General features: G+C 67.1%; 22 protein-coding genes. 9 read left to right on the forward strand and 13 right to left on the reverse strand.

The annotated features are described in order from the left end of the window. The first annotated feature begins 42 nt into the window (after nucleotides 1–42). Both SSKA14_RS10350 and SSKA14_RS10355 read left to right on the forward strand, forming a co-directional pair. Nucleotides 43–816, forward strand: a complete 774-nt coding sequence (locus tag SSKA14_RS10350) for an NAD kinase (protein ID WP_008268011.1) — start codon at nucleotides 43–45, stop codon at nucleotides 814–816. A 47-nt stretch (nucleotides 817–863) separates the two neighbouring features. After that, nucleotides 864–1,808 carry a 5'-nucleotidase gene (locus SSKA14_RS10355; RefSeq protein WP_005410242.1) on the forward strand — a complete coding sequence of 315 codons (945 nt, stop codon included), beginning with the start codon at nucleotides 864–866 and terminating at the stop codon, nucleotides 1,806–1,808. 92 nt (nucleotides 1,809–1,900) lie between these two features. Here the strand turns inward: SSKA14_RS10355 and SSKA14_RS10360 are convergent, their stop codons facing one another. The 12 genes from SSKA14_RS10360 to asnS form a co-directional block, all read right to left on the reverse strand. After that, nucleotides 1,901–2,452 carry a DUF2939 domain-containing protein gene (locus SSKA14_RS10360; protein ID WP_008265269.1) on the reverse strand — a complete coding sequence of 184 codons (552 nt, stop codon included), beginning with the start codon at nucleotides 2,450–2,452 and terminating at the stop codon, nucleotides 1,901–1,903. A 42-nt stretch (nucleotides 2,453–2,494) separates the two neighbouring features. Next, nucleotides 2,495–3,487, reverse strand: coding sequence for an aldo/keto reductase (locus SSKA14_RS10365; protein ID WP_008267128.1), 993 nt, complete (start codon nucleotides 3,485–3,487; stop codon nucleotides 2,495–2,497). After that, nucleotides 3,487–4,173 carry a DUF2461 domain-containing protein gene (locus SSKA14_RS10370; protein ID WP_008265662.1) on the reverse strand — a complete coding sequence of 229 codons (687 nt, stop codon included), beginning with the start codon at nucleotides 4,171–4,173 and terminating at the stop codon, nucleotides 3,487–3,489. Before SSKA14_RS10370 ends, SSKA14_RS10365 begins: the two co-directional genes overlap by 1 nt. Then, nucleotides 4,170–5,609, reverse strand: a complete 1,440-nt coding sequence (sbcB, locus tag SSKA14_RS10375) for an exodeoxyribonuclease I (RefSeq protein ID WP_008268144.1) — start codon at nucleotides 5,607–5,609, stop codon at nucleotides 4,170–4,172. The genes SSKA14_RS10370 and sbcB overlap by 4 nt, the downstream gene beginning before the upstream one ends. Continuing rightward, nucleotides 5,609–6,976: an NAD(P)/FAD-dependent oxidoreductase gene (locus SSKA14_RS10380; protein WP_040007419.1), complete on the reverse strand. Its 1,368-nt coding sequence runs from the start codon at nucleotides 6,974–6,976 to the stop codon at nucleotides 5,609–5,611. Before SSKA14_RS10380 ends, sbcB begins: the two co-directional genes overlap by 1 nt. A gap of 31 nt (nucleotides 6,977–7,007) precedes the next feature. Further along, nucleotides 7,008–8,282 (reverse strand): kynureninase, encoded by a 1,275-nt coding sequence (gene kynU / locus SSKA14_RS10385; RefSeq protein ID WP_008267092.1) that lies wholly within the window; start codon nucleotides 8,280–8,282, stop codon nucleotides 7,008–7,010. A 204-nt stretch (nucleotides 8,283–8,486) separates the two neighbouring features. Then, nucleotides 8,487–9,008 (reverse strand): 3-hydroxyanthranilate 3,4-dioxygenase, encoded by a 522-nt coding sequence (locus SSKA14_RS10390; RefSeq protein ID WP_008265749.1) that lies wholly within the window; start codon nucleotides 9,006–9,008, stop codon nucleotides 8,487–8,489. Between the two features lie 19 nt (nucleotides 9,009–9,027). Next, entirely contained in the window at nucleotides 9,028–9,690 is a 663-nt protein-coding gene (gene can / locus SSKA14_RS10395; protein WP_008265410.1) for a carbonate dehydratase, read from the reverse strand. A gap of 72 nt (nucleotides 9,691–9,762) precedes the next feature. Beyond that, entirely contained in the window at nucleotides 9,763–10,401 is a 639-nt protein-coding gene (locus SSKA14_RS10400; protein ID WP_008268484.1) for an FMN-binding negative transcriptional regulator, read from the reverse strand. Between the two features lie 7 nt (nucleotides 10,402–10,408). Continuing rightward, the gene (locus tag SSKA14_RS10405; protein ID WP_006453002.1) at nucleotides 10,409–10,723 is read right to left on the reverse strand and encodes a hypothetical protein; all 315 of its coding nucleotides are present in this window, start codon (nucleotides 10,721–10,723) and stop codon (nucleotides 10,409–10,411) included. A 5-nt stretch (nucleotides 10,724–10,728) separates the two neighbouring features. Continuing rightward, entirely contained in the window at nucleotides 10,729–11,028 is a 300-nt protein-coding gene (locus SSKA14_RS10410) for a hypothetical protein (protein ID WP_005417403.1), read from the reverse strand. Nucleotides 11,029–11,058: 30 nt separating this feature from the next. Continuing rightward, nucleotides 11,059–12,453 carry an asparagine--tRNA ligase gene (gene asnS, locus SSKA14_RS10415; protein ID WP_008268210.1) on the reverse strand — a complete coding sequence of 465 codons (1,395 nt, stop codon included), beginning with the start codon at nucleotides 12,451–12,453 and terminating at the stop codon, nucleotides 11,059–11,061. 128 nt (nucleotides 12,454–12,581) lie between these two features. On the opposite strand from asnS, the gene SSKA14_RS10420 reads away from it, so the two are divergent. The 6 genes from SSKA14_RS10420 to zipA all read left to right on the forward strand — a co-directional run bounded on the left by SSKA14_RS10420 (nucleotide 12,582) and on the right by zipA (nucleotide 18,923). Continuing rightward, the gene (locus SSKA14_RS10420; RefSeq protein ID WP_006452998.1) at nucleotides 12,582–12,920 is read left to right on the forward strand and encodes an iron-sulfur cluster assembly accessory protein; all 339 of its coding nucleotides are present in this window, start codon (nucleotides 12,582–12,584) and stop codon (nucleotides 12,918–12,920) included. A 221-nt stretch (nucleotides 12,921–13,141) separates the two neighbouring features. Continuing rightward, on the forward strand, nucleotides 13,142–13,579 hold the full coding sequence (gene rpsF / locus SSKA14_RS10425) for a 30S ribosomal protein S6 (RefSeq protein WP_006452997.1): 438 nt from the start codon (nucleotides 13,142–13,144) through the stop codon (nucleotides 13,577–13,579). An 11-nt stretch (nucleotides 13,580–13,590) separates the two neighbouring features. After that, nucleotides 13,591–13,821 carry a 30S ribosomal protein S18 gene (gene rpsR, locus SSKA14_RS10430; protein WP_002804494.1) on the forward strand — a complete coding sequence of 77 codons (231 nt, stop codon included), beginning with the start codon at nucleotides 13,591–13,593 and terminating at the stop codon, nucleotides 13,819–13,821. 105 nt (nucleotides 13,822–13,926) lie between these two features. After that, entirely contained in the window at nucleotides 13,927–14,376 is a 450-nt protein-coding gene (gene rplI / locus SSKA14_RS10435) for a 50S ribosomal protein L9 (protein ID WP_006452981.1), read from the forward strand. A gap of 259 nt (nucleotides 14,377–14,635) precedes the next feature. Beyond that, on the forward strand, nucleotides 14,636–18,139 hold the full coding sequence (smc, locus tag SSKA14_RS10440; protein WP_008266717.1) for a chromosome segregation protein SMC: 3,504 nt from the start codon (nucleotides 14,636–14,638) through the stop codon (nucleotides 18,137–18,139). A gap of 46 nt (nucleotides 18,140–18,185) precedes the next feature. After that, nucleotides 18,186–18,923, forward strand: a complete 738-nt coding sequence (zipA, locus tag SSKA14_RS10445) for a cell division protein ZipA (RefSeq protein ID WP_008266521.1) — start codon at nucleotides 18,186–18,188, stop codon at nucleotides 18,921–18,923. Between the two features lie 52 nt (nucleotides 18,924–18,975). Here zipA and SSKA14_RS10450 read toward each other — a convergent pair whose 3' ends face one another. After that, nucleotides 18,976–20,100, reverse strand: coding sequence for a pyridoxal phosphate-dependent aminotransferase (locus SSKA14_RS10450; protein ID WP_008268191.1), 1,125 nt, complete (start codon nucleotides 20,098–20,100; stop codon nucleotides 18,976–18,978). Between the two features lie 251 nt (nucleotides 20,101–20,351). On the opposite strand from SSKA14_RS10450, the gene ligA reads away from it, so the two are divergent. Next, a complete protein-coding gene (gene ligA, locus SSKA14_RS10455; protein ID WP_198283625.1) occupies nucleotides 20,352–22,823 on the forward strand; it encodes an NAD-dependent DNA ligase LigA in 2,472 nt (823 codons plus the stop codon). The last annotated feature ends 22 nt before the right edge of the window (nucleotides 22,824–22,845 follow it).

Raw genomic sequence — 22,845 nt, forward strand, 5'->3', positions numbered from 1 at the left:
GACCGGGTATGCTCTTGTTGGCACACCCACCCGGATCCACCGATGAGCGACTCCCCCCGCATCGCTTTCCTGGCCAGCACCACCGAACCGGCGCAGATGGCCCGCGCGGCGATGGTCTCGCGCTATGGCGACTACGCGCCCGAGCAGGCCGACGTGCTGTGCCCGCTGGGCGGTGATGGCTTCATGCTGCAGACCCTGCACCGGCACGGGCACCTGGGCAAGCCGGTGTTCGGCATGAAGCTCGGCACCGTTGGCTTCCTGATGAACCAGTATCGCGGCGACGATGACGTGCATGCCCGCATTGCCCGCGCCGAGCCGGCCCACCTGCGCCCGCTGGAAATGGTGGCGTTGACCGAGTCGGGCACCAGTACCGGTTCGCTGGCCTACAACGACGTGTCGCTGCTGCGCCAGACCCGCCAGGCTGCGCACATCGGCATCGACCTGAACGGGCAGGAACGCGTGGGGGAGTTGATCGGCGACGGCGTGCTGGTGGCCACCCCGGCCGGCAGCACCGCCTACAACTATTCCGCGCACGGCCCGGTGCTGCCGCTGGGCTCGCACACCATCGCCCTGACGCCGCTGGCCCCGTACCGGCCGCGACGCTGGCGCGGGGCGATCCTCAAGGCCGATACCGAAGTGCGCTTCCGTGTGCTCGATCCCTACAAGCGCCCGGTCAGCGTGACTGCTGATTCGCACGAGACCCGCGACGTGGTCGAAGTGACCATCCGCGAGTCGAAGGATCGCCGCGTGACCCTGCTGTTCGACCCGGAGCACAACCTGGAAGACCGGATCCTGAGCGAACAGTTCGTTTTTTGAGGACAATGGGCGGCCGGCCGTGCCGATCGCTTGAAGGACCCCCACCGATGGGCGACAACTCCCCCCGTTTGCTGACCGTCGCGGTGACCTCGCGCGCGCTGTTCGACCTCGAGGAAAGCCATGCGCTGTTCGAAAGCGATGGTGTGGCGGCCTACGCCGAATTCCAGCGCCAGCATGAGGACGACATCCTCGGGCCCGGCGTGGCCTTCCCCGTGGTGCGCAAGCTGCTGGCGCTGAACCAGGGCGCCAGCCCGGAGAATCCGCGGGTCGAGGTGATCCTGCTGTCGCGCAATTCGGCCGATACCGGCCTGCGCATCTTCAATTCGATCCAGCATTACGGTCTGGGCATCATCCGCGCGACGTTCACCGCCGGTGAGCCGACCTGGCCTTACGTGAAGCCGTTCGGGACCGACCTGTTCCTGTCGGCCAACCCGGAATCGGTGCGCAGCGCGCTGCGCCACGGCATCGCCGCAGCGACCATCCTGCCCAAGCCGCCCGGCGAGACTGCCGCTGCGGCAGCCGACCAGATCGATACCGGTCGACCGGCCGGGCAGCTGCGCATCGCCTTCGACGGCGACGCGGTGATCTTCGGCGACGAGAGTGAGCGCATCTCGCGCGAACAGGGCGTGGAAGCGTTTGGCCGGCACGAACGCGAACGCGCCCGCGAACCGCTCAGTGGCGGTCCGTTCCGCGGCTTCCTGTCGGCCCTGCATACGCTGCAGGAAGTATTCCCGGCCGGCGAAAGCGCACCAATCCGCACCGCACTGGTCACCGCGCGATCGGCACCGGCGCATGAGCGGGTGATCCGCACCCTGCGGGAGTGGGGCGTGCGCCTGGATGAGGCGCTGTTCCTCGGTGGCCGCCACAAGGGCCCGTTCCTGCAGGCGTTCGGTGCCGACATCTTCTTCGATGATTCGCAGCACAACATCGACAGTGCGCGCGAACATGTGGCTGCCGGCCACGTGCCCCACGGTGTCGCCAACGAGGGGTAGGGCCTGGTGGTTGCCGACCCTGGTTGGCGTGCATCCGTGCCCACCAAGGTGGGCACCTACCGAAAGCAGCGCTATCGAAGGGGCATGACCCGTCACGGACTGCCCGACATCCCCAGCTGCAGGTCCACCACCTTCCAGCGCAGGCCCTGCGGCTCCAGCACCACTTTCAGCGGCGGCTGGCCGGGGCCACGATCGACGTCGACCACGAAGCGGTCCAGTGCTTCGAAGCGATGCGCGGCATTTTTCAGCGGCCGCGCCGGCTCGGTCGGGCCGAAGGCATCGCCGCCCTGCAGCTCATTGCGGCCGCGTTTCCACAGCACGTGGCCCTGCAGCATCGCGCCAATCCCGGACGGGGTCACCATGGTGTCCACCGCGGCGCCGCCGAGCTGGTCGCCCAGACCGTAGAGCAGGGCGCCGAACGGGCTGGCCGCCACGTCAGGGCCGGCCTGGCGCACCAGGTAGTCGTTGAGCTGCGCGCGCAGGCTGCTGCGCACGCGCGGGAAATCGACGTAGCGTTGCAGTCGCGCGGTGTCGCGCTGCTCGATCGCCTTGGACAGCCCGTGCACGGTCAGGTAAGGGCCACTGAACCACCAGGCGGCGACGGCCAGGACGAGGGCAACCAGGGTGCCGATGAGTTTCCTCATGCCTCCCAGACTGCCGCAAAGGCGGCAAACGCGGGTTAAGCGTCAGTGACTGGGTGAGCCACGGCCATCGCCGAAGGCGGCCACCAGCCGCTGCCGCTCGGCCGGGGTCAGTGCTTCCAGCCGCGTCCCCAGCACGTCGTCCAGGCTGCGGGTACGGGTGGTGCCGAGGATGCCGCTGGCCACGCCGGGATGGCCCAGCGCATAGGCGAAGGCGGTCCGGGCCGGGGGCTGGCTGTGGATCGCCGCCACGGCGCGCCGCATCTGGCGGGCACTGCGCATCAGCTGGCGGCTGCTGGGTTTCAGCCAGGCGCGCGCCAGATACCAGGCATCGGCCAGCCGTGGCAGGCGCGGACGCGCGGGCAGCAGGTGGCCCTGCGCGAGCACGGTACCGGCCAGCACGCCAATGCCCGCTGCCTGCAGCTGGTCGATCAGCGGTTCGCGGTCCTGCTGCAGGGCGTTGTAGTCCAGCAGCACCACATCGAACGCGTCGGGATGGGCGATCATCCAGCGCAGCGTCGAAGCCGAGTGGGTGTTGATGCCGGTGTGGCGGATCAAACCGCGTTCCCGCAGGCGTTGCAGGGCCAGCAGCAGGTCATCGTTGATGTCGTGTTCGCTGGCGCCGTGCAGCTGGTAGATGTCCAGATGGTCCAAGCCAAGGTTGCGCAGCGAGGCCTCACAGCTGGCGGTGATGGCCGCGGGCGAGAAGTTGCGTTGCTCCGCGCCGCTGATGCCGGCCTGGCCGGTCAACGTGCCGCCTTTGCTGGAGATCACCAGCGCGTCGCGCGGGTACTGCTGCAGCAACGGGCGCAGGATACGGCCCAGGCGCGGCTCGGCATGGAAACCGGAATAGTTGTGGCCGGTATCGAGCAGGTTCACTCCCTGGGCGAGCGCATGTTCGACCACGGCAGCCGCCTCATGCTCCGGGAAGCGACGATGACCCCAGAAGCCGGAGCAGCCCAGGCCGATCGGTGAAACGGCCAGGCCGGTGCGGCCGAGCACGCGCCGCTGACGGGGCAGCGGAAGATCCTGCGACATCAGAACTCCAGGTCCAGCGCGGCGCACAGGTAGTCGACGAACGGGCCGAGTGCAGCCAGATCCTTGCCCAGCGTGGACAGCAGACGCGGGCCAGTCATGGTGGCGTCGTCCAGCGAGCGCCACATCACCCAGTTGCGGTGCTTGAGGTCGTCGATGAACTCGAAATCAGCCGGGAAACCGCGCGGCGGCCGCACCAGCTTCTCGCTTTCCTCGAAGTCGAAGCGCTTGCGCAGCGCGGGCGCATGTGCGGCGGCCTTCCAGCTGCCCGGGTTGTCGAGGATGAAGTGGCGCACGCGACGCTGGGTTTCAGGCTCCGGATGCCACAGGCCGGCGCCGACGAAGCTTTCGCCCGGCTGCAGGTGCACGTAGAACGAGGGCGCGGCGACTTCGCGGCGACGCTCATGGAACAGGCGCGCACCCTGCCAGGTCTTGTAGGGCGATTTGTCGTTGGAAAAACGCGCGTCGCGATGGATGCGGAACAGCGAGCCACCGACGCCGCGGGTATCGGCGCGGAAATGGTCGCTGACCTCAGCCAACGCCGGCTGCAGGTCGCCGAGCAGGCGCAGGAACGGTTGCCGCACATGGTCTTCGTACTGCTGGCGGTGGTCGTTGAACCACGCCTTTTCGTTATGCCGCGCCAGGCTGCGCAGGAACTTGAAGCTGGCGTCCGAGAAATAGGTACTCACAACGTCTCCTGCAGGTGCTGGCCCCAGTCGCGCAGCGACTGCAGCAGGGCCTGGCGCCGCGCATCGTCGGGTGCATCGGCGGCCAGTGCATCAAGCTGCTGCTGGTACTGGGGCAGGTTGAGTTCACCCAGGCCGCCGTCTCCGAGCAGGCGCTGGCGGCGGTAATCCTGCCAGCGCTGGCGTTCAGCCGGTGCGAGGCTGCCGGGATGGTTGCGCGCACGGTAGCGGAACAGCAGCTCGGGCAGGCGCGGGTCGCGGAAGCGGCCTTCCAGCGCGGCCAACTGCTCCGGCGCGGTGGTGCGGGCCAGGGCAAGCAGGGGCTTGTCGCCGTTGCCGAGGAAGCCGTCGTACAGCGAGGCGTCGACGTCGGCCGCGGTGGCGGTGCGGGGCTGGTTGTAGACCTGGCGCGCCTTCTCGGCCAGCTGCGCAGCGAACGGGCGCAGCCGCTCGACCTTGGCCTCGATGGCTGCCACGTCAAGGCCCAGGCGCTCATGGTCGTCGGCACGCAGGTGGTTCCAGGCGATCAGTGCCGGCACCTTGTTCATATGCACCTCTTTCAGCGGCACCCGTGCCACGCCTTCGGGAAGCTCGCTGGCGCGCATGTACAGGCGCTGTGCGATCACCTCGGCCGGCAGTTCCAGCAGGTCGTCGATGTCGCCATCGAGGTCGAACACGATCACCCGGTTGTTGATGGTCGGATGCACCGCCAGCGGCAGCACCGGTGCCGCACACAGGCGGCTGGCCGGGTAGCGCATCGAGACGTGCAGCACCGGCTTCAACGCGGCGATGTCCAGCAGGCCACCGACGAAACGCTTGTCGCGAAGCTTCAGCGCGTACTCCCACAGGCGCGGCTGCGACTGCTTGAACAGGCGTGCCATGCCGATGGTGGCACGCACGTCGGACAGTGCTTCGTGCGCATCGCCTTCGCGCACGTTGTTGGCTTCGGCCAGGTGTTCAAGCTTGAACGAGGTGGCGCCGTCTTCGCGCAGCGGCCACTGGATGCCATCCGGGCGCATCGCGCGCATCAGCCGCAGCATGTCCAGCAGGTCCCAGCGCGAATTGCCGTTGCGCCACTCGCGTTCGTACGGGTCATGGAAATTGCGGAACAGGCCATAGCGGATGAATTCGTCGTCGAAGCGCAGCGTGTTGTAGCCCAGTGCGCAGGTGCCGGGGCGTGACAGCTGTTCGTTGATGCGGTCGAAGGCCTCGGCTTCGCTGATGCCTTCGGCCATGGCCTGCTGCGGCGTGATGCCGGTGACCAGGGTCGCCATCGGTGACGGCAACAGGTCGTCGGCCGGGCGCACGAAGAAGCTGACCGGCGTTTCAATCTCGTTGAGGTCAGCGTCGGTGCGGATCGCCGCGTACTGCGAGATGCGCGTGCGTCGCGGATCCTGGCCGAAGGTTTCCAGGTCGTAGAACAGGAAGCTGTCGGCCATCAGTGCGCGCCCTCCAGGACCGGCAACTGCGCGTGGATCTGTGTTTCCAGCGCGGTCCAGTCGATGTTGTCCAATGAATTGTGGCCGGCGGTGGCGGCCACCAGCATGTCGCGCTGCAGCTCGGTGCGGCGCAGCGCTTCGGCGTAGGGCGTGTGCAGGAAGGTGACCATCGTGTAATGCGGCACGAAGCGGGTCGGCCAGCGCCGCTGCAGTTCCTGTTCCAGCTCACGCTGCAGCAGGAACGCGGGATCGGCCACGCGGTCACGCATTTCCAGGTAGTTTTCCAGCGCCATCTGCTGGATCGCGCATGCATTCGGCTTGCGCTCGGCTTCGAACGCGGCGAACGCGCCTTCCAGATCATCCGCTTCCATCAGGTGGCGGGCCAGCGCCACGCAGTCTTCGAACGCACAGTTCATGCCCTGGCCGTGGAACGGCACCATCGCATGCGCGGCATCGCCGATCAGCACGGCGCGGCCGGCCTGGTGCCAGCGCTCCAGGGTGAGCGTGCCCAGCAGGCCTGGCGGATGCTGTTCCCAGTCTGCGCGCAGGTTCGGAATGAGTGGCAGGGTATCGGCAAACTCACGCGCGAACAGCGCTTCGGCCTGCGCGCCGGTGTTGACGGTGGCGAAACTCGGATCGCCCTGGTTCGGCAGGAACAGGGTGACGGTGAAGGTGCCTTCGTGGTTGGGAAGGGCGATGCACATGTAGTGGCCGCGCGGCCAGATGTGCAGCGCGTTGCGCTCGATGCGGAAGCTGCCGTCGGCGGCCGGCGGGATCTCCAGCTCCTTGTAGGAATGGTCGAGGAAGGCGATGTCCTCGCCCAGCGGCGCTCGCCGGTTCATCGCCGCGCGCAGTGCCGAACCGGCGCCGTCGGCACCGATCAGGGTGTCGAAGCGGATGTCGTGCGGGCTGTCGTCGCGGTCATCGATGAAGCGCGCGTAGCCCGCATCGAAGTCGACGGTGTGCAGGCGGCGATGGAAGTGCACGATGGCGCCGGCCTGTTCGGCCAGTTCCAGCAGCGTGGTGTTCAGGTCGCTGCGATGGATCGACCAGATCACTTCGCTGTCGTCGCGGCCATAGCGCTGCAGCTGCGGTTCGCCGTCGCGCGGATGCACCATGCGCCCGCGCATCATCACCGCGCGCGCCATCACTTCGTCCTCCACGCCGGCCTGGCGCAGCGCATTGCGCCCGCGCTCGGCCAGCGCCAGGTTGATCGAGCGGCCGCTCTCGTAGTCGGCCACGCGCGGATCGCCGCGGCGCTCGTACAGGGTAATGCGCCAGCCCTGCCGTGACAGCAGGATGGCCAGCAGGGACCCGGCGAGGCCGGCACCGATAATGCTCAACGAGCGGGAGGCGTGTGCGATCAACGAACTGTCCAGCAGTAGGGAAGGGGCAGGCTCAGAGGCCGGCCCAGGCTTCCACTTCCTCGACGAAGTGGTGCACGTCCAGGTAGCGGTTGTAGAGCGGGGTGGGCGAAATCCGGATCACATCCGGCTCGCGCCAGTCGCCGAGCACGCCGATGCCGCGCAGGTGCTCGAACAGCGCACGACCGCGCTCGCGGCCACCGATCACGCGCAGCGACAACTGGCAGCCACGGCGCTGCGGATCGGCCGGGGTGATGATGTCCAGCGCCTGCGGCAGGCGCGCGCGCACCAGTGCTTCGAGCATGCCGGTCAGTGCCAGCGATTTGCTGCGCAGCGCCTCCATGCCAGCACGCTCGAACAGGTCCAGCGAGGCGCGCAGCGGTGCCAGGCCGAGGATCGGCGGATTGCTCAACTGCCAACCTTCGGCGCCGATGGCGGGTGTGAACTGCGGCGCCATCTGGAAACGAGTGGCTTCCTCATGGCCCCACCAGCCGGCGAAGCGCGGCAGGGTGGTGTCGCGATGGTGCCGCTCATGCACGAACGCGCCGGCCACTGCACCCGGGCCGCTGTTGAGATACTTGTAGTGGCACCACACGGCGAAATCGGGCGCTACATCGTGCAGGCGCAGCGGCAGGTTGCCGATCGAATGTGCAAGATCGAAGCCGATCCGCGCACCGTGCAGGCGTGCGGCGCGGGTGATCGCATCGAGGTCGAAGGCCTGGCCGGTGCGGTACTGCACGCCGGGCCACAGCACCAGCGCCAGGCGCGGGCCATGCTCGGCGATGGCGCGCTCGATCGCCGTGAGCGAGATCGTGCCATTGGCTTCGTCCGGCTGTACTTCCACCAGGCACTCGGCCGGATCAAAGCCATGGAAGCGGATCTGCGCTTCCACGGCGTGCCGATCGGTGGGGAACGCGCCGGCTTCCATCAGGATCACCGGGCGTTGCGCGGTCGGCCGGTAGAAACTGACCATCATCAGGTGCAGGTTCACGCTCAGGGTGTTCATCGCCACCACTTCGCTGGGCAGCGCACCGACCACACGGGCCAGCTGCGCGCTCACCAGGCGGTGGTAGGACAGCCACTGCGTCGGACCGGTGAAGTGGCCTTCCACCGCCAGTTCGCCCCACTGCTTCATCACTTCCTGCACGGCCGCCTGTGCGCCGCGCGGCTGCAGGCCCAGCGAGTTGCCGACGAAGTAGGTCTGCTCGCCACCACCATGGCGCGGAATCAGGAATTCGTTGCGCAGCGGACGCAGCGGATCGGCGGCGTCCAGGGCAATGGCGTGGGTGCGGCTGAGCAGGTCGGACATGGTCGGGCAACAGGCTGCAACGGGGCTGCCAGTGTAGCGCCTGGGGGAAGGCCCGGTAGCGGTCAACCTGCCATCCGCGCGGCATCATCCGGTAGTCGCCAGCCTGGGTTGGCGCACGCGTGACGAAGCGCCCACCAAGGTGGGCAACTACCGGTGCGGGAGCGAGCAAGCGCCCACCAAAGTGGGCAACTGCCGATCGATGGTTCAGCCCGCTGCCGGCGCCGGCAGCGGATCCACATGCCCGCACTGGCTGCAGGTGCGCAGCTCCAGGCTGGCGTGGTAGCGCGCGAAGACCTTGGGCAGGTCGGTCTCGATGTTCTGCAGCGGGAAATACTCTTCGTGCAGCTTGTGGTTGCAGCGCTCGCAGTGCCAGATCACGCCGTCCATCTCATGCGGCAGGCGCTTGCGCTCGACCACCAGGCCGATCCCGCCGGGCGGTCGCCGCGGCGAATGCGGTACTTTCCCCGGCAACAGGAAGATCTCGCCGGCGCGGATCGGGATGTCACGCACCGCGCCATCCTCCTGCACCTTCAGCACCATCTCGCCTTCAAGCTGGTAGAACCACTCCGGGCCTTCGTCGTAGTGGTAATCGGTGCGCGAGTTCGGCCCGCCGACCACCATCACGATGAAATCGCCGTTGTCGATCATCTTGTTGCCCACCGGCGGCTTCAGCAGGTGGCGGTGTTCTTCAATCCAGGCGTGCAGGTTGATCGGCGATGCGAGCATGATCGGTTTCCCCGGGAAGTCAGTCGCGCTTGCCCTTGCGCGGCACGTAGGACAGCGCCTTTTCGTAGGCTGGCTGCAGTTCTTCCGGCGCGCCGACGTCGATGCCCATCTCGCGCACGCGGCCGTCCTTGAGGCTGTAGACCCAGCCGTGCACCATCAGCTTCTGGCCGCGCGCCCAGGCATCCTGCACGATGGTCGAGCGGCACAGGTTGGCGACCTGCTCGATCACGTTCAGTTCGCACAGGCGGGCGTGCTTGAGCTCGTCGGTCTCGATGGCGTCGATGATCCCGATGTGCTTCTGCATTACGTCGCCGACATGGCGCAGCCAGTTGTCGGCCAGGCCGACGCGGGTGTTGTGCAGGCAGGCATGCACGCCGCCGCAGCCGTAGTGGCCGACGACCAGGATGTGCTTCACCTTCAGCTGGTCCACCGCGTACTGCACCACGCTCAGGCAGTTCAGGTCGGTGTGCGCGACCACGTTGGCAACATTGCGGTGCACGAATACTTCACCCGGTGCCATGCCGATGATCTGGTTGGCCGGCACGCGTGAATCGGAACAGCCGATCCACAGGTACTCGGGGTGCTGCTGCTTGGCCAGCTGGTGAAAGAATTCCGGATCTTCCTTCTCGATGCGGTCGGCCCAGTCGCGGTTGTTCTGCAGCAGTTTATGGATGTCTATCATGTACGGGTCCCTGGCGTCGGGTGAGGGCTCGCCGCAACCCTCTGGCTGCGTCGTCGCGGGAAGCGGTTGCGTTCAGTCGCTGCGGGCGGCCTGTTCGCGGTGCCAGCGCATCCACTGCGCCAGTTCCTGGGAAGGTGGGGTGGCCAGCGCGTCCAGCGCAGCGATCACCGCCTGCTGGTTGGCCTCCGGATGGTTCTGGCTGAGTTTCAGCTTCAGCTGCACGTGTTCAACCTGGAAGCGGAAACCGATGATGGCGCGCAGCTCCGGGCCATGTTCGGTGCGCGCGGCATCGAACTGCCAGGCCTGGCCGACGCTGGCTTCGAAGCGGTCGCTGATCGCGCCGACCAGCTCGGCCAGTGCATCGGTATCGTCGAAGGCATGCAGCTGGCCGCGCAGTTCTGCCGCAGCGTAGTTCCAGGTTGGCACCCGCGCGGCGGGCTCCTTGTCCGGGTACCAGCTGGCCGAAACGTAGCCATGTGGGCCATCGACCAGCACCTTGGCCGCCCCGCTGCGGCGCGACTGCGGGTTGGCACGGGCCCAGTGCCCGCGCAGCTCGATACGCTCGCCATCACGCCGGTACAGCACCGGCATCCGGGTCAGCTCCGGCAGGCCATCGCTGCCCGCGGTGAGCACGGTGACGAATGGATCGCGCGCCAGCAGGCGGTCCAGCCAGAGCAGGTCGGTCTCGGCGAAGGCGCGCGGGGTGAACATGCGAGGGTCAGGCGCGTCCGCCCAGCGACTGGATCATGCGACCCCGCAGGCCTTCATCGCTGTCGGCCTGCGGCGGCTGCACTTCGTGCAGGCTGAAGCCACGCACCAGCGCGTCTTCCTCGTCCAGGCCGTCGTACTCGACGAATTCGGCGTCGAACAGCTGCGAACGGGCGGTGTCTTCGCTGTCATAGCTCAGCGTGTTGCCATCGCTGTCGAGCACTTCGGCGGTGCCGGCCGGGCGCACGCGCAGGCGTGCCCAGATCAGGGTGTTGCCGAGGCTGGCCAGCCACCAGCTGTCGCGCGAGGCGGTAATGTCATTCATGGATGTCACCAAAGCGAGGCCAGCCAGAGCAGGGCAGCCATGCCCAGTCCGGCCAGCAGGGTCAGCAGCGACACCCAGGCCGGTGTCGCCAGCCCGGACAGCGAGCGGTCCGGCTGTTGGCGATAGTCGCGGCGCAGCAGCCAGGCCAGGGCATCGGGCTTGAGGAAGGCGCCACTGCCGAAGCGCTCGGCGAGCGCCGGATGGCGATCGCGCACGTGCACCAGGGTCAGGGGCCAGAAGATCACGAAGGCACTGAACCCGGCCACTGCAACGCCGACGAAACAGAGGGCGAAGAACAGGGTCATGGGGTCAGTACCTCCGTGGTTGTGTGGGGCTTAGAAGTCCGCGCTGCCCGGGGCGCGCGGGTAGGGGATCGCATCGCGGATGTTGGACAGGCCGCAGACGTACACCACCAGGCGCTCGAAGCCCAGGCCGAAGCCGGCGTGCGGCACCGAGCCATAGCGACGGAAATCGCGGTACCAGCTGTAGTGTTCGCGGTCCAGGCCGAACTGGGCCATGCGCGCGTCCAGCACGTCCAGGCGCTCTTCGCGCTGGCTGCCACCGATGATCTCGCCGATGCCCGGGGCCAGCACGTCCATCGCGGCGACGGTCTTGCCGTCGTCGTTCAGGCGCATGTAGAAGGCCTTGATGTGCTCCGGATAGTTGGTCACCACCACCGGGCGGCCGACATGTTCCTCGGTCAGCCAGCGCTCGTGCTCGGTCTGCAGGTCCAGGCCCCATTCGACCGGGAAGTCGAACTTCTTGCCGGACTTCTGCAGCAGGCTGACCGCATCGGTGTAGTCGATGCGTTCAAACGGTGCGTTGATGAAGTCTTCCAGCTTGGTGATCGCGTTCTTGTCCACGCGCTCGGCGATGAAGGCCAGGTCGTCGCTGCGCTCGTTCAGCACCGCGCGGAACAGGTACTTCAGGAACTCTTCGGCCAGGCGCGCATCTTCGGCCAGGTCGGCGAAGGCGATTTCCGGCTCGATCATCCAGAACTCCGCTAGGTGGCGGGTGGTGTGGCTGTTCTCGGCGCGGAAGGTCGGGCCGAAGGTGTAGACCTTGCTCAGCGCCAGGCAGTAAGCCTCGACGTTCAGCTGGCCGGACACGGTCAGGAAGGTTTCCTTGCCGAAGAAGTCGCGGCTGAAATCGATCGCACCCTTCTCGTCGCGCGGCAGGTTCACCATGTCCAGGGTGGACACGCGGAACATCTGGCCGGCGCCTTCGGCGTCGGAGGTGGTGATGATCGGGGTACTGATCCAGTTGAAGCCGTTCTCGTGGAAGAAGCGGTGCACGGCCTGGGCCAGGCAGTTGCGGATACGGGTGACCGCGCCGAACAGGTTGGTGCGCGGGCGCAGGTGCGCGACTTCGCGCAGGAACTCCGGCGACATCGGCTTGGGCTGGATCGGGTAGGTGAGCGGGTCTTCGACCCAGCCGACCACTTCCAGCGCGCTGGCCTGGATCTCGAACGACTGGCCCTTGCCCTGCGACTTCACCAGGGTGCCGGTGGCGATGACCGAGCAGCCGCTGGTCAGGCGCTTGATCTCGTCGAAGTTGGCCAGGCTGTCGTTGGCCACGACCTGGATCGGGGCGAAGCAGGAGCCGTCGCTCACATTCACGAAGGCCAGATTCGCTGAACCGCGCACCGTGCGCACCCATCCGCGTACCGTGACTTCGCCGCCTTCCGGGATCTTCCCGGCAAGCGCATGTTCAACGCTGACCACCGTCATGACTTGAATCCTCTGCTGATCGACTCGATCTGTGAACACGGGAGTTTACCGGTTGCAGTGTTCCGCTTGCGAGGCATTTTTCGCGGCAACGGCTCCTTATAATGTCCCCGTACCTCTGGAGTAGCCCCATGGCTGTCAGCCTGACCCCCATTGCCTTCGAGCGCGTGCAGCGCTTCGTCGCCCAGACCCCCGGTGCGCTGGGCCTGCGTTTTGGCGTGACCAAGACCGGTTGCTCCGGCTGGGGCCACGTCACCGATCTGGCCCGCGACGAGCGCGAGGGCGATACCGTGTTCGACCAGGACGGCGTGAAGATCTACGTCGACGCCAAGAGCCTGGCGCTGGTGGACGGCACCGTGATCGACTTCGGCAAGCACGGCCTGAGCGAGACCTTCACGTTCAGCAACCCGAACGCCACCGCCGAGTGCGGCTGCGGCGAGAGCTTCACCACCGACGCTGACAAGGCCTGAGGGCCGGCGGGAGCCTGATCGCTCTGGTAGCGGCCAACCTGGGTTGGCATGGGGCTGTGCCCCTGTTCAGGTTGGCCTGTGGCCCGCCGGTTGCCCGGCACCCCCATCTGCGCCATAATGCGCGGCTTCCTGCCTTCCTGGCGGGAGTCCTTGCCCCACCGCGGTATCAACGGCGGGGGGCTGTCCGGCCGCAAGGCCACATCCGAAAGGTAGAAAAAAACATGAGTCGTCATTACGAAATCGTGTTCATGGTCCACCCGGACCAGAGCGAGCAGGTCCCGGCCATGATCGAGCGCTACAAGTCGCTGGTCGAGAACGGCAACGGCACCATCCACCGTCTGGAAGACTGGGGCCGCCGCCAGCTGGCGTACCCGATCCAGAACCTGGTGAAGGCCCACTACGTGCTGATGAACATCGAAGCCGACCAGGCTGTTCTGAACGAACTGACCGAAAGCTTCCGCTTCAACGACGCCGTGCTGCGCAACCTGGTCATCAAGCGTGACGAGGCTGACACCGAGCAGTCGCTGATCATGAAGAGCAAGGACGAGAAGGGTGACAAGCCTGAGCGCGGTGAGCGCCGTCGTCGTGACGACGAAGAAGGCGAGTCCACCACCACCGCTGACAACGAAGCCGGCGACGACGCCGCTTCCGCCGCCTAAGGAGCCTTCCTATGTCCAAGTTCTTCCGTCGCCGCAAGTTCTGCAAGTTCACGGCTGAAGGTGTGAAGGAGATCGATTACAAGGATCTCAACACCCTGCGCCAGTACCTGACCGAGAACGGCAAGATCGTGCCGAGCCGCGTCACCGGTACCAAGTCGAAGTACCAGCGCCAGCTGGCGACCGCCGTCAAGCGCGCTCGCTTCCTGGCCCTGATTCCGTACACCGACAACCACGACGTCTGATGCCCGGCGGGGCGGCCCGGTGCCGCCCCCGCTGTGCCAGCTATTCGGACAGCCTTTGTTGCGGGGCATCGCCTCGCTAACGAATAACTCATCTGGAGCAATACCATGCAGCTGATCCTCCTGCAGAAAGTGACCAACCTCGGCAACCTGGGCGACCTGGTCGACGTGAAGCCGGGCTACGGCCGTAACTTCCTCGTGCCGCAGGGCAAGGCCGTGCCGGCCACCGAGAGCAACAAGGCCGAGTTCGAAGCCAAGCGCGCCGAGTACGAAGCCAAGGCCCAGGCCATCCATGCCGACGCTGACGCCCGCAAGGCCAAGCTGGAAGGCGCGAGCGTGACCATCGCCGCCAACGCTTCGACCGAAGGCAAGCTGTACGGCTCGGTCGGCGCCCGTGAAATCGCCGATGCCTTCACCGCTGCCGGCCTGCCGGTCAGCAAGAGCGAAGTCATCCTGGGCGAAGGCGCCTTCCGCAACATCGGCGAATACGACGTGCTGGTCCACCTGCACGCCGACGTCGAGACCACCGTCAAGGTCGTCGTCGTCGCCGAAGCCTGATCCCACGCCGCAAGGCCTGGAATCACCGCAGAACGGGCGCCCGCAAGGGTGCCCGTTTTGTTTTATGGCCCGCTTTCGCAGCGTTGCGCCATGCCTGGCCGGCGGGGCGGGGCCGGACAATGTTCCACGCCCATTCGTAGAACACGGCCACATCGGTATACTCAGGGCGTCACACCCGTTCCACGGGCATCGATCCCAGCAGGATCAATGACTTGGAGGGTAAACGCAGGCCGCTCGCCGGCCCCAGTCCGGAACCCCTATGCGTCTTTCCACGATCAAGCTGTCCGGCTTCAAGTCGTTCGTCGATCCGACCACCCTGCACCTGCCGACCAACATGACCGGCGTGGTGGGGCCCAATGGCTGCGGCAAGTCGAACATCATCGACGCCGTGCGCTGGGTCATGGGCGAGAGTTCGGCCAGCCGCCTGCGCGGCGACTCGCTGACCGACGTGATCTTTTCCGGCTCCAACGCCCGCAAGCCGGTCTCGCAGGCCACCGTCGAGCTGATCTTCGACAACTCCGACCACACGATCTCGGGCGAGTACGCCTCGTTCAACGAAATCTCGGTCAAGCGCACGGTCAGTCGCGACGGCACCAGCAACTACTACCTCAACGGCACCAAGTGCCGTCGCCGCGACATCACCGACCTGTTCCTCGGTACCGGCCTGGGTCCGCGCAGCTACTCGATCATCGAGCAGGGCATGATCAGCCAGATCATCGAGGCGCGCCCGGAAGACCTGCGCGTGTACCTGGAAGAGGCCGCCGGCATCTCGAAGTACAAGGAGCGCCGCAAGGAGACCGAGACCCGCATCCGCCACACCCGCGAGAACCTGGACCGGCTGGGCGACCTGCGCGACGAGATCAGCAAGCAGCTCGAGCACCTCAAGCGCCAGGCCAGGCAGGCCGAGCAGTACCAGGCGCTGCAGGAAGAGCGCCGGGTCAAGGATGCCGAGTGGAAGACGCTGGAATTCCGTGGACTCGACGGGCGCCTGTCGAAGCTGCGCGAAGGCCTGTCACAGGAAGAGACCAAGCTGCAGCAGCTGATCGCCGATCAGCGTGATGCCGAGGCCCGCATCGAGACCTCGCGCGTGCGTCGCGAAGAGGCCGCCGATGCGCTCAATACCGCGCAGGCCGCGGTCTACCAGGTCGGCAGCACGCTGGCCCGCCTGGAGCAGCAGATCCAGCACCAGCGCGAGCTGTCGCAGCGCCTGCACAAGGCGCGCGACGAGACCCGTCAGGCGCTGGCCGAACTGGGCCAGCACATCAGCGGCGACGAGGCCAAGCTGATGGTGCTGCGCGAGGCGGTGGAGGCCGCCACCCCGCAGCTGGAGGAGCTGCAGGAAGAGAACGAGATCAAGCAGGAAAGCCTGCGCGAGGCCGAGGACCGGCTGGCCAGCTGGCAGCAGCGTTGGGAGCAGCACACCTCGCAGAGTTCGGAAGCCTCGCGTGCCGGCGATGTCGAGCGCACCCGCGTGGACTACCTGGACAAGCAGATCCTCGACGCCGACCGCCGCCGCGAAGCACTGGCCGCCGAGCGCGCCGGGCTGGACGTGGATGCGCTGGAAGAAGCTTTCGAGCAGCTGCACCTGCAGCACGACACGCAGAAGACCGCGCTGGATGAACTGGGCGAAGAGGTTGAACACCGCAAGCAGGGCGTGGCAGCCGTGCAGGAGCAGCAGCGCAACGGCCAGAACGAACTGGCCGAACTGCGCAAGCAGGCCAATGGACTGCGCGGCCGCCTGGCATCGCTGGAAGCCCTGCAGCAGGCCGCGCTTGGCCAGGAGCAGGGCGCTGCCGTGGCCTGGCTGAAGGCGCGTGGACTGGATTCGGCGGCGCGTGTCGGCGAACGCCTGGATGTCGATGCCGGTTGGGAAAATGCGGTCGAAAGCGCGCTCGGCCAGTTGATCGAAGGCGTGCTGGTCGATGACCCGGCCGGGCTGGTCGATGCGCTGGCTGAGCTGGGCGAAGGTCACATCGCGCTGGTCGCCAACGATGATGCGGACCTGAAGGTTGCACCGACCTCGCTGGCGGCACGTGTGCGTGGCCCGGCCGCGATCCGTCGCCTGCTGGCGCACCTGCACGGTGCACGTGATCTGTCCGAGGCGAAGACGCTGCAGGCCAGCCTGCCCGAAGGTGATTCGATCATCACCCAGGGCGGCGAGCGCCTGGGCCAGGGCTGGCTGCGCGTTTCGCGCTCGGGTGCGGCCCAGCAGGGCGCATTGCTGCGCGAACGTGAGATCAACGAACTGCGCGAGCAGATTGAGCAGCTGCAGAATCGCGAGGCCGAGCTGGAAGAGCAGCTGGCCGGCTTCCGCGAACAGTTGCAGGCTGCCGAACAGCAACGCGAAGACGCGCAGCGCACGCTGTACCAGGCCCATCGTGCAGTCTCCGAACTTGCCGGCCAGCTGCAGGGCCAGCAGGGCAAGGTGGAAGCCGCACGTACCCGCATCGACCGCATCGAAGGTGAACTGAAGCAGCTGCAGGAAACGCTGGAAGCCAACAACGCGCAGGCGCGTGAAGCGCGCTCGCGGTTGGAGAATGCGGTCAGCAGCATGGGTGATCTGGAATCAACCCGGCAGCGGCTGGAGGGCGAACGCCGCCAGCTGACCGAGGCGCGCGACCTCGCCCGTGATGCTGCGCGTGCGGTGCGCGAACGCTCGCATTCGCTGGCGCTCACCCTGGAGTCGCAGCGTGCGCAGCTGGCGTCACTGAGCCAGGCACTGGAGCGTATGGGTACCCAGCGCGGGCAGCTGGATTCGCGCCTGGGTGAATTGCACTCGCAACTGGATGAGGGTGATTCGCCGGTTGAATCGCTGCAGGCCGAGCACCAGAACGCACTGGAAGAACGTGTGCGTGCCGACCGGGTGCTGACCGAGGCGCGCACGCTGCTCGATGGCATCGACGCCGAGCTGCGCAACTACGAGCAGACCCGTCATCAGCGCGACGAGCAGGCGCTGGCCCAGCGCGAGCGTATATCGCAGCGCAAGCTGGACCAGCAGGCGCTGGTGCTCAGCGCGGACACCCTGCAGGGCGCGGTGGAGAAGGCCGGCTTCGTGCTGCAGGACGTGCTCAACGCACTGCCCGAGGACGCCCGCCTGGGCGACTGGGAGCAGGCCGTTCACCAGATCGACGGCCGCATGCGCCGGCTGGAGCCGGTCAACCTGGCGGCCATCCACGAGTACGGCGAGGCATCGCAGCGTTCGGAGTACCTGGATTCGCAGCACATCGACCTGACCACCGCACTGGAAACCCTGGAAGACGCCATCCGCAAGATCGACCGTGAAACCCGCGGCCGCTTCAAGGACACCTTCGACCGCGTCAACGCGGGCGTGCAGGCGCTGTATCCGCGCCTGTTCGGTGGTGGCCATGCCTATCTGGAACTGACCGGTGAAGATCTGCTCGACACCGGTGTGACCATCATGGCGCGTCCGCCGGGCAAGCGTGTCTCCAGCATCTCGCTGCTGTCCGGTGGCGAGAAGGCGATGACCGCGGTGGCGCTGGTGTTTGCCATCTTCCAGCTGAACCCCGCGCCGTTCTGCCTGCTGGACGAGGTGGACGCGCCGCTGGACGAAGCCAACGTCGGCCGCCTGGCCAACATGGTGAAGGAAATGAGCGAGAAGGTGCAGTTCCTGTTCGTCAGCCACAACAAGGCCACGATGGAGGCCGCGCATCAGCTGTCGGGCGTGACCATGCGCGAGCCGGGCGTCAGCCGCCTGGTCAGCGTGGACCTGGAAGAAGCCGCGCGATTGGCGGGCGCGGCCTGACGTGCCATCCTAGTTACCTGAATGAACTAGCCGGAGAACCTATCGAATGTCCGACACGGCACTGTTGCGCATCGGCATCCTGGCCGCCGGCCTGCTGTTGATCGCCGCGATCTTCCTGTTTGGCCGTCCGAAGAAGAAGCCCCAGGGGCGCCGCGTGGAAAGCGCGGAACCGACCAGCGGCGAGCGTCGCGAGCCGGTGCTGGGCGAGGATGGTGTTGCGCTGGCTGATGGCCGGGTCGAACCGGGCATGGGCGGCGAAGGCGAGCAGGCCGAACTCGGCCTGGCCGACACCGATGCCGGAGCCAGCGATCTCGGCAAGCGCGCCACCCAGGATTTCGACAAGATCGTCTCGTTGTTCGTGGCCGCCCGCGCCGGCGAGCAGCTGCGCGGCGAGGACATCGTGGTGGCGGCCGAAAAGACCGGCCTGGTGTTTGGCCACATGAATGTCTTCCACCGCCTGGTGGAGGCCCATCCCGAACGCGGCCCGATCTTCTCGATGGCCAGCATCATGAAACCGGGCAGCTTCGACATGGCCAACATCCGTGCCATGGAAACCCCGGCGATCGCCTTCTTCCTGACCCTGCCCGCGCCGCTGACCGCGCTGGACGCCTGGGAGAAGATGCTGCCGACCGTGCAGCGGATGGCCGAGCTGCTGGATGGCGTGGTGCTGGATGACAGCCGCAATGCCCTGGGCCGCCAGCGCATCGCGCACATCCGCGACGAACTGCGTGCCTACGACCGCCAGCATCAGGCACCGCCGCTGACCAAGACGCCGCGCTGGTAAGCGGCTTTATGGGTGATGTGCCGATCAACGGTCGGCACATCACCCGGCGGGGTTATGCCGGCACGCCGGCCACCTTCGCGAACGCTTGGCGGAACGCTGCCATCTCCGCTTCGGTACCCACGGTCACGCGCACGCGCTGCGGCCAGATCGGCCAGCTTCGGCCGATGACCACGCCGTTCTCTGCCATCGACTTGGCGAATGCAGCACCGTCGCGTTGGACATCGACCACGAAACAGTTCGCCTCCGAGGGCAGGCAGCTGAAGCCACGCTTTCCCAGCCATGCGATGGTGGCCTGGCGCACCTTGGCGTTCTGCAGGCGACGCTGCGGAATCAACTGCGGGTCGCGAAGGCTGGCCAGTGCCGCCGCCAGCGCGGGCACCGGCAGCGGGTTGTCACCCAGGCTGGCCAGTTCACGCAGGCGGTCGGGATGTGCCGCCGCTACGCCCATGCGCAGGCCGGCCATGCCGTACAGCTTGGAGAACGTGCGCAGCACGATGAGGTCATCGCGCTGTGCAACCTGTGTGATCAGGCTCAGTTGCTCGCTGTACTGCAGGTAGGCCTCGTCGACCAGCACGCGGGTGGACACGGGCTTGTGGGCCAACAGCCAGGCAAGCTCATCCGGCGGGCTGATCGAGCCGGTCGGATTGTTCGGGTTGCACACATACAGCAGCCCGGTGGGGTGCGCATGCGCGGCAGCGACCATCGCGCGCAGGTCGTGTGCACCGTCATCGCGCAGCGGCACCTTCTGCACGTACGCACCGTGCGCGGCGGCGACCTCGCCCAGCGTCTCGAAAGTGGGGTCGGCCACCACCAGTCCCGCCTGCGGACTGGTCCACAGCGTGGCAACGCGGTTCAGTGGTTCACTGGAGCCGGGGTACAGGCGCACGTGGTCGGCGGGGATGCGCGCCTGCTCGATGAAGGCATCGCGGACCTGAGCAGCCAGTTCGAAGCGATAGCGGCCACATTGAACGATGCTGTCGCGCGCCGCCTGCTGTGCTGCAGGCGAGGGGCCGTAGGGGCATTCGTTGAAATTCAGCAGCACGGCGCCCTCGCCAGGGGCAGGTGCCGCGGCTGCGGCGGGCTGTGCCTGGCCGAGGCGGGGCAGGCCACCGCTCGCCAGAGCGAGGCCGGCACCGGCCAGTTGCAGGAAGTGGCGGCGGGAGGCGGGCAGGGTCACGGGCGGGATTCCAGAGGGTAACCGACGCACGCTAGCGCTGGTGGCGGTGGGCGGCAAGCCCGCTTTTTGTAGAGTAGAGCCATGCTCGACTGCATTTATCGTCACTCCACTGGAGATGTGCCAACCAAGGTTGGCACTTACCAGAGCGGGGGAGCGCCGGTTGAGCATGGCTCGACGCTACAAGAGGCGCCGGCGTTACAGGGCCTGACGGCCGGGCGCGGTAGAATCCCCGGCCATCCCAGAACCACCGGATCCCGATGAGCCCCCGCCCCGCCGAACGCGCCGAAGACCTTCGCCGGCAGATCGCCCAGGCCAACCGCGCCTACCACGAGCTGGACGCGCCGGAGATCCCCGACGTCGACTACGACCGGATGGTGCGCGAGCTGGAAGCGCTGGAGCGCGAGCATCCGGAGCTGGCCCGTGCCGACAGCCCGACCCAGCAGGTCGGCGCGCGTCCCTCCGGCCGTTTCCCGGAAGTACGCCACGCGGTGCCGATGCTGTCGCTGTCCAATGCCTTCAGCGATGAGGAAGTGGCCGATTTCGTGCGCCGCATCGATGAGCGCCTGGGCCGTCGCAGCCTGCAGTTCTCGGCCGAGCCGAAGATGGATGGGCTGGCGATCAGCCTGCGCTACGAAGAAGGTCATTTCGTGTTGGGCGCCACCCGCGGCGATGGCAGTACCGGCGAGGACGTGACCGCCAACCTGCGTGAGATCGGCGACATTCCCAAGCGCCTGCATGGCAAGGACTGGCCCGACGTGCTGGAGGTGCGCGGCGAGGTCTACATGGCCCGCGCCGACTTCGAGGCTTATAACGAACGTGCGCGCCAGCAGGGTGGCAAGGTACTGGCCAACCCGCGCAATGCTGCCGCCGGTTCGTTGCGCCAGCTGGACCCGAAGATCAGCGCGCAGCGCAGACTGAGCTTCTTCGCCTACGGCACCGGCGAAGTGCAGGGCGGCGAACTGCCCGACACCCATTCGGGCACGCTGGCCCAGCTCGGTGCCTGGGGCTTCCCGGTCAGCGGGTTGTGCAAGGTGGTGGAAGGCACCGACGGCCTGCTCGGCTATTACCGCGATATCGGCGAGCGCCGCGATGGCCTGCCGTTCGACATCGATGGCGTGGTCTACAAGCTGGATGACCGCGCCGGCCAGCAGGCGATGGGCTTCGTCTCGCGTGCGCCGCGCTGGGCCATCGCGCACAAGTTCCCGGCGCAGGAACAGAGCACCACCGTGGAGGCGATCGAGATCCAGATCGGCCGCACCGGTGCCGCCACGCCGGTCGCGCGTCTGGCGCCGGTGGCGGTGGCCGGTGTGATCGTGTCCAACGCCACGCTGCACAACGCCGACCAGATCGCACGGCTGGATGTGCGCGTGGGCGACAGCGTGATCGTGCGCCGCGCCGGTGACGTGATCCCGGAAGTGGTCAGCGTCATCCTCGACCGCCGCCCCCCGGGCACCACGCCATGGCAGATGCCGACGCGCTGCCCGGTGTGCGGTTCGGAGATCGTGCGCGAGGAAGGCGCGGCAGCGTGGCGTTGCTCGGGCGAACTGTCCTGCCCGGCGCAGCGCAAGGAGGCGATTGCCCATTTTGCTTCGCGTCGTGCGATGGATATCGACGGCCTCGGTGACAAGTACATTGAAACCCTGGTCGACGCGGGGATCGTCAAGAGCGTGGCCGATCTGTACCGGCTCAACCGCGACCAGCTGCTGCACCTGAAGCTGGTGCTGGATGCCGAAGACCCTTCCGCTCTGGCCGCCGCGCTGAAGCTGCACCTGCCGGCCGAAGGCAGCGGCGCGGTGCTCAATGCGGTGCTCAAACTGGATGGAAATGATCCGGGCTGGCGCACACAGGCGCTGGTACAGCCGGCCAGCTTCGAATGGAACACGAAGAAGATCGCCACCAAGTGGGCCGACAACCTGATCGCGGCCATCGATGCAAGCCGCGCCGCCACGCTGGAGCGACTGCTGTTCGCGCTGGGCATCGAGCACGTCGGCGAGAGCACGGCCAAGGCGCTGGCGCAGTGGTTCGGTGATCTGGAGCTGATCCGCCACCTGCCGTGGCCGTTGTTCAAGCGCGTGCCCGACATCGGTGGCGAAGTGGCGCGTTCGCTCGGCCATTTCTTCGAGCAGCAGGGCAACCAGCAGGCCATCGATGACCTGCTGAAGGTCGGCCAGGTACGCATCAGTGATGTGCATGCGCCCAGCGCAAAGCTGCGCGAGGGCCTGGATCTGGCACAGCTGCTGGTTGAATCGGAAATCCCCGGCATCACCCGCCTGCGTGCGGAGAAGCTGGTGGCGGCGCTGCCGGGCGCGCAGGCGGTGCTGGATGCCGAACATGGCCAGTTCGTCAACGCGGGCCTGCCGGACGACACCGCGCGCGGTCTGGCCGAGTGGCTGGACGCCGAAGGTCATGGTGCGATGCTGTTGGCCGCCGAGAAGGCGATGCAGCTGATCCTGGCCAAGGCGCCGGCGCTGGCGGAGATCGTGGCCGGCCCGCTGGATGGGCAGACCGTGGTGCTGACCGGCACCCTGGCCCAGCTCACCCGCGATGCCGCCAAGGAGCGCCTGGAAGCACTCGGTGCGAAGGTCTCCGGCAGCGTCTCGAAGAAGACCAGCTTCGTGGTGGCCGGTGCCGAGGCGGGCTCCAAACTGGACAAGGCGCAGTCGCTGGGCGTGCCGGTGTGGGACGAGGACCGCCTGCTGGCCTACCTTGCCGAACACGAATGATGACCCCGCCGGGTGCCTCGCG

It is taken from the genome of Stenotrophomonas sp. SKA14, assembly GCF_000158575.1.
In the GTDB taxonomy this organism is placed as follows: Bacteria; Pseudomonadota; Gammaproteobacteria; order Xanthomonadales; family Xanthomonadaceae; genus Stenotrophomonas; species Stenotrophomonas forensis.

Excerpts from the sequence above, each read along its gene's own strand:
- SSKA14_RS10350 (WP_008268011.1), top strand. The coding sequence starts at position 43 with ATGAGCGACTCCCCCCGCATCGCTTTCCTGGCCAGCACCACCGAACCG.
- SSKA14_RS10355 (WP_005410242.1), top strand. The coding sequence starts at position 864 with ATGGGCGACAACTCCCCCCGTTTGCTGACCGTCGCGGTGACCTCGCGC.
- SSKA14_RS10360 (WP_008265269.1), bottom strand. The coding sequence starts at position 2,452 with ATGAGGAAACTCATCGGCACCCTGGTTGCCCTCGTCCTGGCCGTCGCC.
- SSKA14_RS10365 (WP_008267128.1), bottom strand. The coding sequence starts at position 3,487 with ATGTCGCAGGATCTTCCGCTGCCCCGTCAGCGGCGCGTGCTCGGCCGC.
- sbcB (WP_008268144.1), bottom strand. The coding sequence starts at position 5,609 with ATGGCCGACAGCTTCCTGTTCTACGACCTGGAAACCTTCGGCCAGGAT.
- kynU (WP_008267092.1), bottom strand. The coding sequence starts at position 8,282 with ATGTCCGACCTGCTCAGCCGCACCCACGCCATTGCCCTGGACGCCGCC.
- SSKA14_RS10390 (WP_008265749.1), bottom strand. The coding sequence starts at position 9,008 with ATGCTCGCATCGCCGATCAACCTGCACGCCTGGATTGAAGAACACCGC.
- can (WP_008265410.1), bottom strand. The coding sequence starts at position 9,690 with ATGATAGACATCCATAAACTGCTGCAGAACAACCGCGACTGGGCCGAC.
- SSKA14_RS10400 (WP_008268484.1), bottom strand. The coding sequence starts at position 10,401 with ATGTTCACCCCGCGCGCCTTCGCCGAGACCGACCTGCTCTGGCTGGAC.
- SSKA14_RS10405 (WP_006453002.1), bottom strand. The coding sequence starts at position 10,723 with ATGAATGACATTACCGCCTCGCGCGACAGCTGGTGGCTGGCCAGCCTC.
- SSKA14_RS10410 (WP_005417403.1), bottom strand. The coding sequence starts at position 11,028 with ATGACCCTGTTCTTCGCCCTCTGTTTCGTCGGCGTTGCAGTGGCCGGG.
- asnS (WP_008268210.1), bottom strand. The coding sequence starts at position 12,453 with ATGACGGTGGTCAGCGTTGAACATGCGCTTGCCGGGAAGATCCCGGAA.
- SSKA14_RS10420 (WP_006452998.1), top strand. The coding sequence starts at position 12,582 with ATGGCTGTCAGCCTGACCCCCATTGCCTTCGAGCGCGTGCAGCGCTTC.
- rpsF (WP_006452997.1), top strand. The coding sequence starts at position 13,142 with ATGAGTCGTCATTACGAAATCGTGTTCATGGTCCACCCGGACCAGAGC.
- rpsR (WP_002804494.1), top strand. The coding sequence starts at position 13,591 with ATGTCCAAGTTCTTCCGTCGCCGCAAGTTCTGCAAGTTCACGGCTGAA.
- rplI (WP_006452981.1), top strand. The coding sequence starts at position 13,927 with ATGCAGCTGATCCTCCTGCAGAAAGTGACCAACCTCGGCAACCTGGGC.
- smc (WP_008266717.1), top strand. The coding sequence starts at position 14,636 with ATGCGTCTTTCCACGATCAAGCTGTCCGGCTTCAAGTCGTTCGTCGAT.
- zipA (WP_008266521.1), top strand. The coding sequence starts at position 18,186 with ATGTCCGACACGGCACTGTTGCGCATCGGCATCCTGGCCGCCGGCCTG.